The sequence below is a fragment of the Bacillus sp. M5A3_1b genome (assembly GCF_053345335.1).
In genome coordinates this window covers 1-15989 of sequence record NZ_JBKEZY010000020.1, presented here as the reverse complement: position 1 = coordinate 15989, position 15989 = coordinate 1, and the positions used below count along the sequence as shown (strand labels likewise).

Below are 15989 nucleotides of genomic sequence, written 5' to 3'. Positions count from 1 at the left end.
AACCTTGAGATAGACCTCCACAACCACAGAACATGTCAATGACTGTTGGTTTTTGTTTTTTCATAAATTTAACTCGAATTTCCCCCTTACAATTACAATATTTTACTTGTTCATAGTATACTAAAAAAAAAGGTGAAACTTACAAGTGTAAGCTTATTCGAAAATATGCTTTTATAAAAAATGGATATAAACGGGATGGTAATGTAATGGAAGATTTAATTTTAACTCCTTGTGCACCAAATTTAGTGGAGTCGACACGTTCAATTGGATACTCTTTTGAAACGGCAATGGCAGATATTATTGACAATTCAATCAGTAATCTTGCAAAGCGCGTGGACGTAAAATTTTCAAATTCGGATATTCCCTATGTCGCTGTAATTGATAACGGAATCGGAATGGGAAATATTGAACTTGAAAAAGCAATGCGATATGGAAGTAGCAGTTCTTTAGTTGAACGAGGAGCAACTGATTTAGGACGATTCGGTTTAGGTTTGAAAATGGCTTCTATGTCGCAATGTAGGAAACTGACCGTAATCTCAAAACAACGAGGAAAACTTTCAGCTGCGTGTTGGGATTTAGACCATATTCACAAAACAGAAAATTGGTCTCTGATAAGATATACAGAAGAACAAATAGCTAATCTTAGATTTACATCTGACTTAGAAAACTATAATTCAGGAACAGTGGTTCTTTGGGAAAAAATAGATAGAATTTCGGAATCTCCTAATGAATTTGATAGAGAGTTCAATGAAAAGTTAAATTTCGCAGATAAACACATGTCGCTTGTTTTTCATAGATTCTTAGAGAATAAATTATCCAAACAATATTTCGAACTTTTTTTCAATAATAGAAAAGTTGAACCAATTGATCCATATATGTTGTCTAATCGGGCTACACAGCAACTTGAAGAAGAAACTTTATTTATAGATAAGATACCGATAAAAATTACTCCATTTATTACTCCTTTCATTAGTAAGTTATCAACAAAGGAGAGACAATTACTAAACGAATATAGAGAGTTGAATTTAAAACAGGGGTTATATATTTATCGAAATAATCGACTAATTGTTTGGGGAAAATGGTTCCGCTTATTAAGTGACGGGGAACTTAAACGTCTTGCGAAAGTGCGTATTGATCTTCCAAACAATATTGATACGCATTGGAAAATAGATGTAAAAAAATCATCTGCTCAAATCCCTAGTATGATTAAAGAACAACTCAAACAAATTGTTCTTCGTGTGGTTGGTAAAAGTGAGCGAGTGTATAGATATCGAGGAAGAAAAGTTGCCCAAGATAGTTACCAACACATCTGGAATAAGATTGAGAATCGTGAAAAAATGCAATACTTGGTGAATCGTGATATACCGATTTTTAAAGTATTGCAAGAATCTTTAGATGATGAGCAGTTCAAACTTTTAGACGGTTTTATTAAGAGTATTGAAGATAGCTTTCCGTATTCTGCTGTCTATTACGACCTAGCACAAGACGAACAGTTTGAGGATAAGATACTTGAAGTCGAACAAGCTTACGAACTAGCCAAAAATACGATAGACGGATTAGCTAGAAATAAGGATGAGCAAATTAAGCATTTGAAAAGTTTGTCTTCAATTGATATGTTTCAGAAGTATCCGGAAGTTATTCGGATGTTGGAAAAGGAGTTTGAATATAATGAGTAATGAAATCGTTGCAGCAATAGAAGATCTTGCGAGTATTATGTTACCAAAAGACAATCTAGAAGAAATTACAGAGGAACAAATTAAGCAAACCGTACAGACAATCGTTCCAATAGCTCAAATGAAATTTGGTGAAATACACATAAGTCAAATGGATATTGATACTGCTATAGTAAATCTAGAGGAAAGATACGCTATAACTATGGATACGGGGACACTTCTTAAAGAAGATAATTATAAGAAATGGTATTACAATTCCAAAGCTGATCGAGGAACTGAATATTGGGATAGATATAGTCGATATCTTATAAATGATGTGAACTTGCCACAAATTGTTATCAACAAGATTGATGAAGCTTCTGAAGATATTATGGACGTTCTTGGTGATCCGCTATCAAAAACAGATTTTCAACGTAAGGGGCTAATTATTGGCTCTGTTCAGTCTGGGAAAACTTCGAATTATACGGCTTTAATAAATAAAGCAGCTGACAGTGGATACAAAGTAATCATTTTGTTGACTGGTACAATCGAGAAACTACGAAAACAAACACAAGGACGTATAGATGAAGGTTTTGTTGGAATGGACAGTCGTAATTTCATCGAATTCAAGAAATTGAATAAGAGAAACGCTTATCTTGGCGCTGGGAAATACAACAATAAAATAAATGTGGCATCCTTCACTACCACCGAGAAGGATTTTGACCTTAAGGGTCTAAATATGAGACTGTCATCTGTAGCTGACCCAGTAATTTTCGTAATTAAGAAGAATAAGTCAATTTTAGAGAAGCTTCATAATTGGCTGAAGGGAAAGAATGCAGAACAATCAACAGGTATGATCGATTTTCCAATGTTGTTAATTGATGATGAGGCAGACAACGCATCAGTAAATACTAACGATCCGGATAAAGATCCGACAGCAATTAATAATGGAATTCGTGATTTGTTGAAATTGTTTAGGAAATATAGCTATGTAGGCTTTACAGCTACTCCTTTTGCAAATATTTTTATTGATCCTCAGTTAGAGGTCGAAACAAAAAATGATCTATTTCCAAAAGATTTTATTTACTTACTAGAGCAACCTTCAAACTATGTTGGTCCAATGGAAATGTATAGTGAGAATGGGCAATACCATTACATGATTCGCTACAATGACGATATGGAAAAGATCTTGGAGTTGAAACACAAAAATGGTACTAAAATTCCAACACTTCCTGAGTCTCTTAAGACATCTATACTGTTGTTCTTACTCGCTAATGCTGTTCGTGATTTACGTGGTCAAGAAAAGAAACATCGATCTATGCTAATTCACGTATCAAGATTTATTAGCGTTCAAAAAGTTGTTCAAGAGCAGGTGAAAAATTACTTCAATTTCGCAAAAGAACAGATTAAAAACTATGCACTTTCTGAAACTGAAGAGCCTTTCATTAAAGAATTACACGACCTTTTTGATAAGGAGTTTGGTGAAGAGAATTGTGCTATTTACGGAGATGAGTCCTTTAATAAAAAAGAAATTGAAGAAAACTGGGATGACGTAAAACAAGTACTTTATAAGGCTGTAAGTCCAATTCAAGTTCATACAGTAAATAGTGGATCAGCATCTCAAAGAATGAATTATGATGAGTATGAAGACGGATTACGCTTAATCGCAATTGGAGGCCTGAGCCTTGCACGTGGACTTACACTTGAAGGGTTAACTATAAGTTATTTCTATCGAAATACAAAAATGTATGACACGCTAATGCAAATGGGAAGATGGTTTGGCTATCGTGACGGATATTCCGATTTGTGTAGACTTTGGACATCAAGTGAGTCTGCTGGATGGTATGAACATATCGCAGAAGCTACTGAAGAATTGCGAAATGAAATTAAACGGATGTCTAGAGAAAATAAACGTCCAATAGATTTTGGACTACGTGTACGTTCTGCTGAAGATACGCCATTAATTGTAACTGCAAGAAATAAGATGAGGCATTCCGAACAAATAGAACTTGTACGACAATTGAATGGCCGAATGATCGAGACAGCGATTCTTCCCTCCAAGAAAGAAGAAATAGAGGCGAATAACAATGTCATTGAGCGTTGGCTAGTGAATAACAAAAGATATCTTTTTGAAGATGTTTCAAAACTTGGGCGTCAAAAACCAACGTTTAAAGATGTTCCAAAAGAAGCAATAATTGATCTGTTGACACTTGTAGAATATCCATACATGAATGAATTTTCAAAAGACAGTATCCTTGTGAGTGAAATTAAGAAAAGTGCATCAAAAATATTTGATAAATGGGACGTTGTTGTAGCAACTAATCGGACTAAGAAGGATGAAGAACCCAAAGTGTTTGGAGAAATTACTATTTATCCAATTACTCGTTCGTTTGATTTCTTCGGAACTGGGCACTACGTCAGAATATCTAAATCCAAGAAAAGGCTAGGTTCCACAGATTACGCTTTGGCCGGACTCATGAAAAAGGAAATGGAATTAATCGAAAATAGTGTGAAGGATCTTTTGAATGGCAAAAGAAACAAGAAAGGTGGTCAAAAAGCTCCGACTCAAAATATGTACTTTAATACAGGAATTTCACGCAACCCACTAATAGTTATTTACCCTGTACAGTTATTGGGCTCAAAAAGTGTAGATCCTGAAGTGGATGGATATATTGATTCATTGGACGACCAATTAATTACGGGTATAAGTATAGGTATCCCTGATATTCAAGGGGTACAATCCGTAACCTATGAGTATGTGGTGAACAAAGTCTATCAAATGGAGCTTATAGAAGGTAGCTCTAGTCAGTTCGATTGGGACGAGGCATATGACGAAGATGATGTTGATGCATTAGATGATTAGCGAGGAGTTTGAACATGATTGTTGAAGAAAATAAATATAAGCGAATACCAAAGACTGAGAACTTCGGGATATATCTAGGATTGGACAATAAAGGTAGGACGAGTATGTTTGTTAAGCTGTCGAAAAAGCCTAAATTTAATAATAATAGCAAGTATCTAATCTATGATTATAATAAAAGGCAGGATGGCTTGTGGGCGTTGATAGTCTCGATTGCGGAACAACGATACCTTGGAGTTTTTAATAAGCTTGTTTTTGATTTGGTTGATACTGTCCGTGATGCAAGCATTTCGGTAGTTGCAGAAAGGATGTTCATGCAGCGTTTTGTTGAATGGAAAACGCTGTTTGAACAAGGTGTAACGTCAAGTCTCGATTTTAGCAAAGTAGTGGGGTTAGCAGGTGAGTTATATTTTATAAGTGAATTCATGGTTGAAAAATATGGGATAAACGATAGTTTGAAATCTTGGTGTGGTCCAATAGGGGCTGATAAGGATTTTAATATAGATAATACATGGTTTGAGGTAAAGACGAAATCATTAAACAAAGATACAATTCATTTAAACAGTAAGTCGCAACTTGTTTCTAATAATATTGGATATTTGACCGTTGTATCTTATGAAAAAAGCAGTTTAGCAAATCCAAAATCCACTAACCTGTTCGACTTGTATCAAAGAATTAGTAGTTTAATTCCAACACTGAGTTTGCAAGTCGAGTTCGAAAGAAAATTAGCTAATCTAAATTTTGTTCCGGATGAAAAGTATAAGGAAATAAACTTGGAGTTCCATGGAATTGCGTTCTATGAAGTCAACGGAAGCTTCCCTCAAATATCAAATGTTGAATTAGGTAAGGCGATAACGAATATTGAGTATGATCTTTTTTTGCCTGAAATAAAGCAATTTAAAGTTGAGGTATAACTAATGGATTCATATAGAGAGAAATTAGTAAACGAACTGAAAGCACAAGCTGTATCTGATGATATGTCGGATCGTGAGTCGCTTTTTCAAATATATTGCGAGAAGCTTGAACAGTCTGAAATCATAGAGGACTTCCACTATCTTCATTTTAAAGGTAAAGGCAGTCGCAACCGATCAATTCAGATTGATGGATATGTTTACAACGAGTTAGATAGTAAATTGACACTCTTCATCATACCTTCTTTGGCATACTATGAAGATAAGACATTAACCATGACTGATGCCAATTCATTATTTAATCGGGCCAAATATTTTTATTTTGATGTGGAAAAAATTATTTTAGAAGCAGAAGAGAGCTCAGAAGGATATGGTTTGGCTTATGATATCTTGAACAAGAAAATTGAGATTAATGTTCTTGAAATAATCATATTAACGGATTACTTGAAATCAAATACAATTAATATCATTGATAGCACACTTGAAAATAGTGTTCGAGTAAATTACTCAATTTATGATATTTCCCGAATGAAATTAATTGATGAATCTGCAAATGGTAAAGAACCCTTAATTATTGATCTTTGGGAGGATTTTCAAGCGGAGGGGATTTCGATACTTCCAACTTCCAAAACGGATGATTACCAAGCGTATCTGTGTAATATTCCGGGAGAGCTATTGGCTAGAATGTATAATAAGTATCAGTCAAGATTGCTTGAAGGAAATGTTCGTTCGTTCTTACAATCCAAAGGAAAGGTTAATAAAGGTATTAGGAATACAATTTTAAACAATCCTGAAATGTTCTTTGCTTATAACAATGGTATTGCTGCAACTGCAGAAACAATTGATATCTCGGAAGAGCCAGGCGGGAAGGTTATTACAGGTTTTAAATCATTACAGATTGTAAATGGTGGACAAACAACAGCTTCCCTTGCAAATGCATGGGAAAATGATATAAAACTGAATTCTCGTAATCAGATAAAGAGGATTTTCGTTCCGATGAAACTCTCGGTTGTTTCCAAAAAATCAGCAGAAGAATTAATACCAAATATTTCAAGATTTGCAAATAGTCAGAATAAGGTAAGTGACGCTGATCTAGCATCTAACCATCCATTCCATATAAAAGTTGAAGAGCTTTCAAGAAGGATCCATGCGCCAGCGGTAGGAGGAATCCAATTTGGAAAATCATGGTATTACGAACGTACAAATGGACAATACAGACAAGAAACATATAAATCAACAGATTCCTTTAAAAAGAATTTTGAATCGCGATATCCTAAGAGTCAAATGTTCAAAAAGATTGATCTAGCAAAATACTATAACATATATCTTCAAAAACCACATATCGCAAGCGCTGGATCTCAAATGAGTTTTAACAAATTTAGTGAATGGATGATTAAACAGTGGGATAAGAACTCTGACTTTGTAAACGATGAATTCTATCGCAAAGTAATTGCATTATGTATCCTGTTCAAAAAAGCAGATAATATTGTACGAAATCAAGATTGGTATGATAGCTATAAAGCAAATATTGTTGCTTATACACTATCATTAATTATTTACAAAGTTGAAAGAGACTTCCCTGAATCAACAATTGATTTTCAGCAAATTTGGAAAGATCAAGATTTACCTTATGGATGGATAAAACAAATTCAAAAAGTGTCATATCTAATGTATCAACACTTGACTCGTGAGGATCGTACAGTTGAAAATGTTACGGAATGGGCGAAACGTGAGATATCTTGGACGATGGCGAAAGAGATAGATTTTGAATATGAAAAAGAATTTGTTACTCAGTTGGTTAATAAAAAATACGTGATTACACAAGAAGACAGTGCTGTTAAGGAGCAAAAAAAGGCTAATCAAATGAATGCTTTACTTCAAGTTTATGAATATGGTTCTGCTTTTTGGAAGGAAGTTTACAATTGGGGTGTCCGAGAAAAAATTTGGAATACTCAGGATGTGAGTTTCTTAAAACTGGCTATGGAAATTGAAGAAGGTAAAGTACCGTCGGATAAACAAGCGGCAAAAATTTTGCAATTACTTGAAAAAGCAAGGATTGAAAGTTTCCCAAAATAAGGAGAATGGATGATAAATAAGTCATCTCTTTTATATTTTATATGAAATGAAGGCGTCTAAGCTTAAATAGAACCAGGTTGTAGTGTGCAAAGAAGATTATTTATCTCATGTACTTCCATAAAGAATTGTTCCAAAACATTTACTACGATGCTATTACCAATTAGCTTTAGAAGTTTCGCATGGCTTAAAAATCTAATTGATTTAGAAATGGCTATGTTGTGCGTAATTAAGAGATCGAAATCAAACTTATCAAATTCCATAAACTAGAATGTTGCACGAGGAGTTAAATTTCGATGGGCTATTATATGCCCCCCCACAACTTGTAGTCTGCTAGTTCTCTTTTTACTACCTTTCTATTAATTGCTGATAATTGCATTTTGAAAACCTGAAAACCTCTTGTTTATTGAGTATCAGCACTTTTAGGCAACGTGTCAAAATGATTTTATTATATTTTTAAAAAAACTGTATCCCCTCATGGGTTGAATAAAAGTTGTCCAGGATGTCAAAGTATGAAATTGAAAAATGGGTATTATTTTACTACTGACTCACATAATATGGAGGGGAATATTCAAGTTTCTTTTATTACGGTAATATTCAATATAATTCCAATTGAATATATAATTCTTTTAACATTTATGATACAGTCAAAAGGGATTTTTCTTATTTTTTAGTCGATATAATAAGTCTCCTAGTTCTTATTGTCTATGAGAGAAGATGGCGGTAGCCTAGTTAGTGAGGTATATAATGCAGATTAAAGAAAATTTGGGTAGAAACATTTTTTCGAAAATATTAGTAGTATGTGGTTTGGCGATGTTTGTCATTACACTTTATAATTCATTTCAAATAGAGAAATCTACCTATTCCTCGGTCGCTGTGTTAATTCTGGAGATAGTAGCAACTATTTTGGTGCTCGGAATAATATCATTTTTAGCAAATCGTTTTTTAACAGTTAATCAATTTTTGCTTATTCTCATAGTTGCGGCCTTTGCAATTAGGTTGTTATGGATCATTTTTGAAAAAACAGTACCTATCTCGGATTTTTCTGTAATGTATGAAAGTGCTCAACAAGCTGTAAAGGGTAATTTTGCATTTATTACAGATGAATACTATATGAGTTGGACATACCAATTGGGATTCACATATTATGAGGCTATGTTAATAAAAAATTTTGGTAACCATCTGTTTATATTGAAGTTATTTAATATTTTTTGGAGCGTAGGTACTGCCGTGATTATTTATGGGTAAAACCATTTTTAATGAATACAGTGCGAGAACTGCGGCAATATTTTACGCGTTTTACATACCTAATATTATCTATAGCTCTGTATTAATAAATCAATATATTTCTACCTTTTTCTTTTTTTTAGGACTGTATGTTTTAATTACAAAAGGTTTTTCAACTAAATATGGTTGGGGTTTAACAGGGTTACTGTTAAGCATTGGAAATACTATGAGGCCGTTAGGAAGTTTCTTTTTATTGGCGGTTTTTGTTTATGTATTAATTTATAAGATACTTCCGTTTAGAAAAAAAGAAACGTTTAACTACGTAAAAAAATTAGTGGGAATAGTGATTGTATATTTTCTAGTGATGCAAATTGTAAGTATTTTCTTAATGAACACGGGATTAGCGAAAAAACCATTGTCGAACCAAATGCCATATTGGAAATTTGTTGTGGGATTCAATTATGATTCGATTGGTGGATGGAATCAGCCAGATGTTGTTTACCTTAGTCAATTTAAACTTGGGAAGGAAAGAAATGATGCTTCCATTGCTTTGATCAAGGACAGATTGAAGGACAAAGGGAAAGTTCGTCAATTACTTGTATTGAAAGTTGAAAAAATGTGAAGTAATCCTGATGATGCACCTGGTTGGGCTTTGGAGTGGGGGGAACTGAATAAACCATACTTACAACAAATGCTGACAAAATATGAAAGGCTTATGTATATTACATGTTGTATATTTGCGTTTGGTACCATTTCATTATATAGAAGAAATGATTCAATATATCCTCTTTTATATATTTTGTTTGATGGATATATGGTTATTCATTTGTTTGTCGAAGTTCAAACTAGGTATCGTTTTGACATTTTGCCCGTTATTTTTTTATTTGTTGGATACGGAGTATTTGTAATGAAAAATGGTGTTACACGATTAATGGGTAGAAAACAACAGAAAAAAGTTGAATAATAGGATAAAACACAAAAAACATTTCTATATGGAAATGTTTTTTGTGTTTTAGTGGGAAAGAAATTAATTTCTGTAGAATTTTGTCGCTTTCTCTCTTGACCATACCGACACTTCATTGTTAGAATCTAGGAAGATAATATAAAACGATCCTTCATATATCCTCAAAGATAAGGTTTGAGAGTCTCTACCGGGTTACCGTAAACAACCTGACTATGAAGGCAGTGTGTCTTATATTTATAAAGAGCGGAAGACTATCTTTCTTTATAAAGCCAGACCCCTGCCTTTTCTTTGTTATGAGACTAGAGGCGGAGGACTGGCTTTTTTTATTATATTGGTAATGCTTTTCGCTAAATTGGTGAAAATATTTATATACGAGAACTAACGTTGGGGTGATTATTTTGAAGAAGCAGCATGATACAATTATCGTTTTAGATTTTGGGAGTCAGTACAATCAGTTAATAGCACGTCGAATTCGTGAGTTCGGTGTATACAGTGAACTTCATCCACATACAATTACTGCGGAAGAAATTAAAGCAATGAATCCAAAAGGGATTATCTTCTCTGGTGGACCAAATAGTGTATACGGTGAAGGCGCATTACATTGTGATGAAAAAATCTTTGAACTAGGATTACCGATCTTCGGTATTTGTTACGGTATGCAGCTTATGACACAACACTTCGGTGGTAAAGTAGAACGTGCAAATCACCGTGAGTACGGAAAAGCTGTTCTTAAAGTAGAGAACGAATCAAAATTATATACGAACCTTCCAGAAGAGCAAGTTGTATGGATGAGTCATGGTGACTTAGTAACTGGTTTACCTGAAGGATTCGTAGTAGATGCAACAAGTGAGTCTTGTCCAATTGCTGGCATGAGCAATGAAGAGCAAAACTTATACGGTGTACAATTCCACCCAGAAGTACGTCACTCTGAGCACGGTAACGATTTAATTAAAAACTTCGTATTCGGCGCATGTGGTTGTTCTGAAGGATGGAACATGGAGAACTTTATCGAAGTAGAATTAGAGAAAATCCGTGAAACTGTTGGAGACAAAAAAGTACTATGCGCACTTAGCGGCGGTGTAGACTCTTCTGTTGTAGCAGTATTAATTCATAAAGCTATCGGCGATCAATTAACATGTATTTTCGTTGACCACGGCTTACTTCGTAAAGGTGAAGCTGAAGGCGTTATGAAAACATTCAGCGAAGGCTTCCACATGAACGTTATTAAAGTGGATGCACAAGAACGCTTCATGAACAAGTTAAAAGGTGTAGAAGATCCAGAACAGAAACGTAAAATCATCGGTAATGAATTCATTTACGTATTTGATGATGAAGCTTCTAAATTACAAGGTATGGACTTCTTAGCACAAGGTACACTTTACACAGATATCGTTGAAAGTGGTACAGCAACTGCACAAACAATTAAATCTCACCATAATGTTGGTGGTCTTCCAGAAGACATGCAGTTCAAATTAATCGAGCCTTTAAACACGTTATTTAAAGATGAAGTACGTGTATTAGGATCAGAACTAGGAATTCCTGATGAAATCGTATGGCGTCAACCATTCCCAGGCCCTGGTCTTGGTATTCGTGTATTAGGTGAAATCACAGAAGAGAAATTAGAAATCGTTCGTGAATCTGATGCGATTTTACGTGAAGAAATTATTAAAGCGGGCTTAGACCGTGAAGTTTGGCAATACTTCACTGCGCTTCCTGGTATGCGTAGCGTAGGTGTTATGGGTGACGAGCGTACTTACGATTACACAGTAGGTATCCGCGCAGTAACATCTATCGACGGTATGACAGCTGACTGGGCACGTATCCCTTGGGACGTATTAGAGAAAATCTCTGTACGTATCGTAAACGAAGTAAAACACGTTAACCGTATCGTGTATGATATAACAAGTAAGCCACCAGCAACTATTGAGTGGGAATAGTATTATAAAAAAAGATCCATCTATTGCACATGCGTAGATGGATCTTTTATATTTTCGTCATTAATACGAACGAAAATATAAAAGTTTATAAAAATGTTCGTTTTTAAATTGACAAAACTACTTCACCGAGTTAATATGAGTATGTAATTTAAACAAAAAGTGAATATTATGCCGTCGTATAATATCGGGGATATGGCCCGAAAGTTTCTACCTAGCTACCGTAAATGGCTTGACTACGAGGCGTTTTTATAAAGGTGAGGGGAATCTTATCTTTATTCATAGAACGCTTCCATGTATATGCAATGGAAGCCTTTTTTATTTTTAATAGATAAAAGAGGGCTAGGGAGATTACGGCGAGTAATCATATAACGGGGGAAACGTAAGATGAAACGCTATTTTCAGTTTGATGAACTCGGTACAAATTATAAAACAGAGTTCATAGCAGGTTTAACGACATTTTTATCTATGGCTTATGTATTATTTGTCAATCCTGCTACGCTGTCACTTGGAAATGTTAAAGGGTTACCAGCAGGTACAGGAATGGATCCAGGTGCAGTATTCGTTGCTACAGCATTAGCAGCGGCAATTGGTTCGTTAATTATGGGTATTTTCGCGAAGTATCCGATTGCTTTGGCGCCGGGGATGGGAATTAACGCGTTCTTTGCTTATACGGCAGTGTTAACGATGGGTATTCCGTGGCAAACAGCAATTGCTGGAACGTTAATGTCAGGTATTATCTTTATTATTCTTACAGCTTCAGGTATTCGTGAAAAAATCATTAATGCAATTCCAACAGAGTTAAAGTTTGCGGTAGCGGCAGGTATCGGATTGTTCATTGCCTTTCTTGGATTCCAAAATGCTGGAATTATCGTGAAAAATGATGCTGTTCTTGTTGGATTGGGGGATTTAACAAAGGGCACAACGTTACTAGCAATCTTCGGGGTTGTTACGACAATCATCTTCATGATTAAGAAAGTTAATGGTGCAGTGTTCTACGGTATGATTCTTACAGCAATCTTAGGAGTAGCGACAGGATTAATTGATACTCCAAAAGCTGTAGTGGGAGCAATACCGAGTCTAGAACCAACGTTCGGTGTGGCATTAACGCACTTCGGAGACATTTTCACTGTTCAAATGGTAATTGTTATTATAACGTTCTTCTTCATCGATTTCTTTGATACAGCAGGTACACTTGTAGCGGTTGCGAATCAAGCTGGATTAATGAAGAACAATAAATTACCACGTGCAGGAAAAGCATTATTTGCAGATGCGATTGCAACTGTAATTGGTGCAATCTTAGGTACATCAACAACAACGTCTTACATTGAATCTTCTGCTGGGGTAGCAGCGGGTGGACGTTCTGGATTTACAGCAGTTGTAACAGCAGGATTCTTCTTGCTGGCACTATTCTTCTCGCCATTATTAAGCGTTGTAACACCAGCTGTAACAGCGCCAGCATTAATTATTGTAGGAATCTTGATGGTTTCATCTTTAGGCGAAATTGATTGGAAGAAATTCGAGATTGCAGTACCAGCATTCTTTACAATCATTTCAATGCCGCTTACGTATAGTATTGCGACAGGGATTGCAATCGGGTTTATCTTCTATCCAATTACAATGGTAGTAAGTGGTCGTCGTAAAGAGATTCATCCAATTATGTATGTTATGGGAGTTTTATTCGTACTATATTTCATCTACGTTCGTAAATAAAAGGGGTTTTTGAAAGGTCTAGACTTAAGGGGAGTCTAGACCTTTTTTGCGTCTTCAGAAAATCTTAAGGATTTCCGAGCGTTTTTCTTCAGAAGTTTTCCTATAATAGAAGTTAGGGATTAAAAAAGTGATGGGGGAGATATTGTGGCGCACGAAACAATACTTGTCGTAGATGATGAAAAAGAAATTCGAAATCTTATTACAATCTATTTAAAGAATGAAGGATATAAAGTGTTGCAAGCAGGAGACGGAGAAGAAGGGTTACGTTTATTAGAAGAAAATGAAGTACATCTAGTCGTATTAGATATTATGATGCCAAAGGTAGATGGTATTCATATGTGTATGAAAGTAAGAGAATCGAAAGAAATGCCTATTATTATGCTTTCGGCGAAAACGCAAGATATGGATAAAATTTTAGGATTAACAACAGGTGCAGATGATTACGTAACGAAACCATTTAATCCGTTAGAGTTAATCGCAAGAATTAAATCTCAGTTACGTCGTTATATGAAGATGAATGGTTTTGCTCTTCAAAATGAGGACGAGCTAGAAATTGGAGAGATGAAGATAAACATCTCAACCCATACAGTCATTGTAGATGGAGAAGAAGTGAAACTGACTCCGAGGGAATTTTCGATTTTAGAATTACTGGCTCGTAATCCGGGGATGGTCTTTAGCGCGGAACAAATTTATGAAAAGGTTTGGAACGAAAGATCTTTCCAGTCGGATAACACGGTAATGGTTCATATTCGGAAAGTGCGTGAAAAGATTGAGGAGAATCCAAGGAAGCCAATATATATAAAAACAGTATGGGGAGTGGGGTATAAGATTGAAAAAGATATTTAATCCCGTTACTTATGTTAGGAAAATTCGAGAATTAATTGGAAAGATAGTGAGAAGTGTGAAACGGAGTATACGAATTCAACTTATTACTGCGTTTACTGCTTGTGCATTATTAGGGCTTTTTTTTGCAAAGGGAGCTGCGCCATTTTTTGAGAATGCGAATCGTCAAGCGACTATCGATTATCGAGCTGGTATGGAACAAATTAATCACCAAGCTCAAAGAGCAGCAAATAGCTCGGTTCATGAAAATAAATTAGAAGCTATATCCAATATGATCGAAATGGAGAACCAAAATTTAGAACGAGGATCTAGAGCTTTAAAAGTACTGGTTACTGACGAGAGCGGCAAAGTTGTATATAAGACGAAGCAGGCACAAGAAGAACAAATTGATTTGCACAATACAATTCGTAATGCAGCATCATTTGCAATCAACTATTCAAATGGCCAAGATGCATTTGAAAATACAAGGAAAGAATTTATAGCTTTTGTACCTATTACAATAGAAGATAAGAATTTATACATGTTTGTTAGTGGGATTCCGGGAGGTGAAGTGAGATATGATACGCAAGAAGGGCCGTTTCCATTTTTCATAGGTGTACTCGTATTTATTTTCTCTTTCTTCTATATAACAAAGAGAAAGATGAAGCAGATTGAAGCGATGGCACAAGGTGTAAAGGAAATAGAAAAAGGTAACTTAGCGTATCGTATTGAGAAGAAAGGTGAGGACGAAATTGCGTCTTTAACTGAGAATATTAATAATATGGCAGAAGAGCTTATGAATAATATAGAAAAGGAACGTAAATTAGAGAAGCAAAAGAACGAGCTTATTACGAATGTATCTCACGATTTACGTACACCACTTACTTCTATTATGGGTTATTTACGATTACTTCGAGATTCTAAATATGAAAATAAAGAACAACATGATGAATATACGAGAATTGCTTTTGCGAAGTCGGAGCAGTTAAAGAATTTAATAGAAGATTTATTTGAGTATACGAAGTTAACAAATGAGCAAGTTATATTAGAAAAACAAGAGGTTTGTATAAATGAGTTACTCGAGCAATTAATAGAAGAGTTAGTACCGCAAGCAGAAGAGCATGGACTTACGTTTGTTAAGAAGTTTCCTGAGGAACGTGCCTATGCAGCGGTTGATTCGGAAAAGATGGTTCGTGTATTTGATAATTTATTAATGAACGCGATTAAGTATAGTAAAGATGATGGGGAGATAAAAGTTTCTCTTCAGAGGCAGCGCCGGGAAATACAAATTGTAATTGCGAATCATAGTGAAGAGTTTACGAGAGAAGAACTAGGGAGTTTGTTTGAACGTTTTTATAAGAAAGATCAATCCCGAAGTAGAGTAACAGAAGGATCGGGGCTTGGATTGGCAATTGCGAAAAGTATTGTTGAATTACAAGGTGGTAGTATTCGAGCTGAATATAAGGATGGTACTATTCATTTTATCGTCTCGTTACCAATTATAGAAAAATAATAAATGAATAGAATGGTATATGATAAAAAAGGCTTATTTTAAAAGAAATAAGCCTTTTTATATTTTTTTAGAAAAACATGTTGACGATTGTAGGTTAGAGGTGTAATATAGGACAAGTCGCCGATGCAATAACGCAGAACGCGGCAAACGAAATGAAAAACTTAGTTGACATTGAAAGATGAAGATGTTAACATAAGGGAGTCGCAAATGAGCGACCAAGCAGTTCTTTGAAAACTGAACGAAACAAACAACGTGAAACGTCAATTTTTATTTTTAGATGCTAGACAAACTAACTTTATTGGAGAGTTTGATCCTGGCTC

The 15989-nt window shown here is 35.0% G+C and carries 10 protein-coding genes and 2 riboswitches; all 10 genes read left to right on the top strand.

The genetic code is table 11. The annotated features are described in order from the left end of the window. Positions 1-206: 206 nt before the first annotated feature. The 10 genes from ACLBWW_RS28010 (at position 207) to ACLBWW_RS27965 (ending at position 15669) form a co-directional block, all read left to right on the top strand. Positions 207-1676 (top strand): ATP-binding protein, encoded by a 1470-nt coding sequence (locus ACLBWW_RS28010; protein ID WP_447614391.1) that lies wholly within the window; start codon positions 207-209, stop codon positions 1674-1676. Beyond that, positions 1609-4515, top strand: coding sequence for a Z1 domain-containing protein (locus tag ACLBWW_RS28005; RefSeq protein ID WP_447614390.1), 2907 nt, complete (start codon positions 1609-1611; stop codon positions 4513-4515). Before ACLBWW_RS28010 ends, ACLBWW_RS28005 begins: the two co-directional genes overlap by 68 nt. A 14-nt stretch (positions 4516-4529) precedes the next feature. Continuing rightward, positions 4530-5426, top strand: coding sequence for a PD-(D/E)XK motif protein (locus ACLBWW_RS28000; RefSeq protein ID WP_447614389.1), 897 nt, complete (start codon positions 4530-4532; stop codon positions 5424-5426). Positions 5427-5429: 3 nt separating this feature from the next. After that, positions 5430-7499: an AIPR family protein gene (locus tag ACLBWW_RS27995; protein WP_447614388.1), complete on the top strand. Its 2070-nt coding sequence runs from the start codon at positions 5430-5432 to the stop codon at positions 7497-7499. Positions 7500-8243: 744 nt separating this feature from the next. Continuing rightward, positions 8244-8744 carry a hypothetical protein gene (locus ACLBWW_RS27990; protein WP_447614387.1) on the top strand — a complete coding sequence of 167 codons (501 nt, stop codon included), beginning with the start codon at positions 8244-8246 and terminating at the stop codon, positions 8742-8744. Continuing rightward, positions 8737-9345 (top strand): hypothetical protein, encoded by a 609-nt coding sequence (locus ACLBWW_RS27985; RefSeq protein WP_447614386.1) that lies wholly within the window; start codon positions 8737-8739, stop codon positions 9343-9345. The genes ACLBWW_RS27990 and ACLBWW_RS27985 overlap by 8 nt, the downstream gene beginning before the upstream one ends. A 473-nt stretch (positions 9346-9818) precedes the next feature. Then, positions 9819-9920, top strand: a riboswitch (purine riboswitch). Positions 9921-10085: 165 nt separating this feature from the next. After that, on the top strand, positions 10086-11624 hold the full coding sequence (gene guaA, locus ACLBWW_RS27980) for a glutamine-hydrolyzing GMP synthase (protein WP_132136588.1): 1539 nt from the start codon (positions 10086-10088) through the stop codon (positions 11622-11624). A 154-nt stretch (positions 11625-11778) separates the two neighbouring features. Then, positions 11779-11880: riboswitch (purine riboswitch) on the top strand. Positions 11881-12008: 128 nt separating this feature from the next. Continuing rightward, positions 12009-13334, top strand: coding sequence for an NCS2 family permease (locus tag ACLBWW_RS27975; RefSeq protein WP_000833103.1), 1326 nt, complete (start codon positions 12009-12011; stop codon positions 13332-13334). A 144-nt stretch (positions 13335-13478) separates the two neighbouring features. Next, positions 13479-14180 carry a response regulator transcription factor gene (locus ACLBWW_RS27970; protein ID WP_087981820.1) on the top strand — a complete coding sequence of 234 codons (702 nt, stop codon included), beginning with the start codon at positions 13479-13481 and terminating at the stop codon, positions 14178-14180. Continuing rightward, positions 14164-15669: an ATP-binding protein gene (locus ACLBWW_RS27965; RefSeq protein WP_447614385.1), complete on the top strand. Its 1506-nt coding sequence runs from the start codon at positions 14164-14166 to the stop codon at positions 15667-15669. The genes ACLBWW_RS27970 and ACLBWW_RS27965 overlap by 17 nt, the downstream gene beginning before the upstream one ends. Positions 15670-15989: the final 320 nt, after the last annotated feature.

What these genes read in the sequence shown, in the direction of transcription:
- ACLBWW_RS27975 (WP_000833103.1), top strand. Translation starts at nt 12,009, where the DNA reads ATGAAACGCTATTTTCAGTTTGATGAACTCGGTACAAATTATAAAACA.
- ACLBWW_RS28010 (WP_447614391.1), top strand. Translation starts at nt 207, where the DNA reads ATGGAAGATTTAATTTTAACTCCTTGTGCACCAAATTTAGTGGAGTCG.
- ACLBWW_RS27995 (WP_447614388.1), top strand. Translation starts at nt 5,430, where the DNA reads ATGGATTCATATAGAGAGAAATTAGTAAACGAACTGAAAGCACAAGCT.
- ACLBWW_RS28000 (WP_447614389.1), top strand. Translation starts at nt 4,530, where the DNA reads ATGATTGTTGAAGAAAATAAATATAAGCGAATACCAAAGACTGAGAAC.
- ACLBWW_RS27985 (WP_447614386.1), top strand. Translation starts at nt 8,737, where the DNA reads ATGGGTAAAACCATTTTTAATGAATACAGTGCGAGAACTGCGGCAATA.
- ACLBWW_RS27990 (WP_447614387.1), top strand. Translation starts at nt 8,244, where the DNA reads ATGCAGATTAAAGAAAATTTGGGTAGAAACATTTTTTCGAAAATATTA.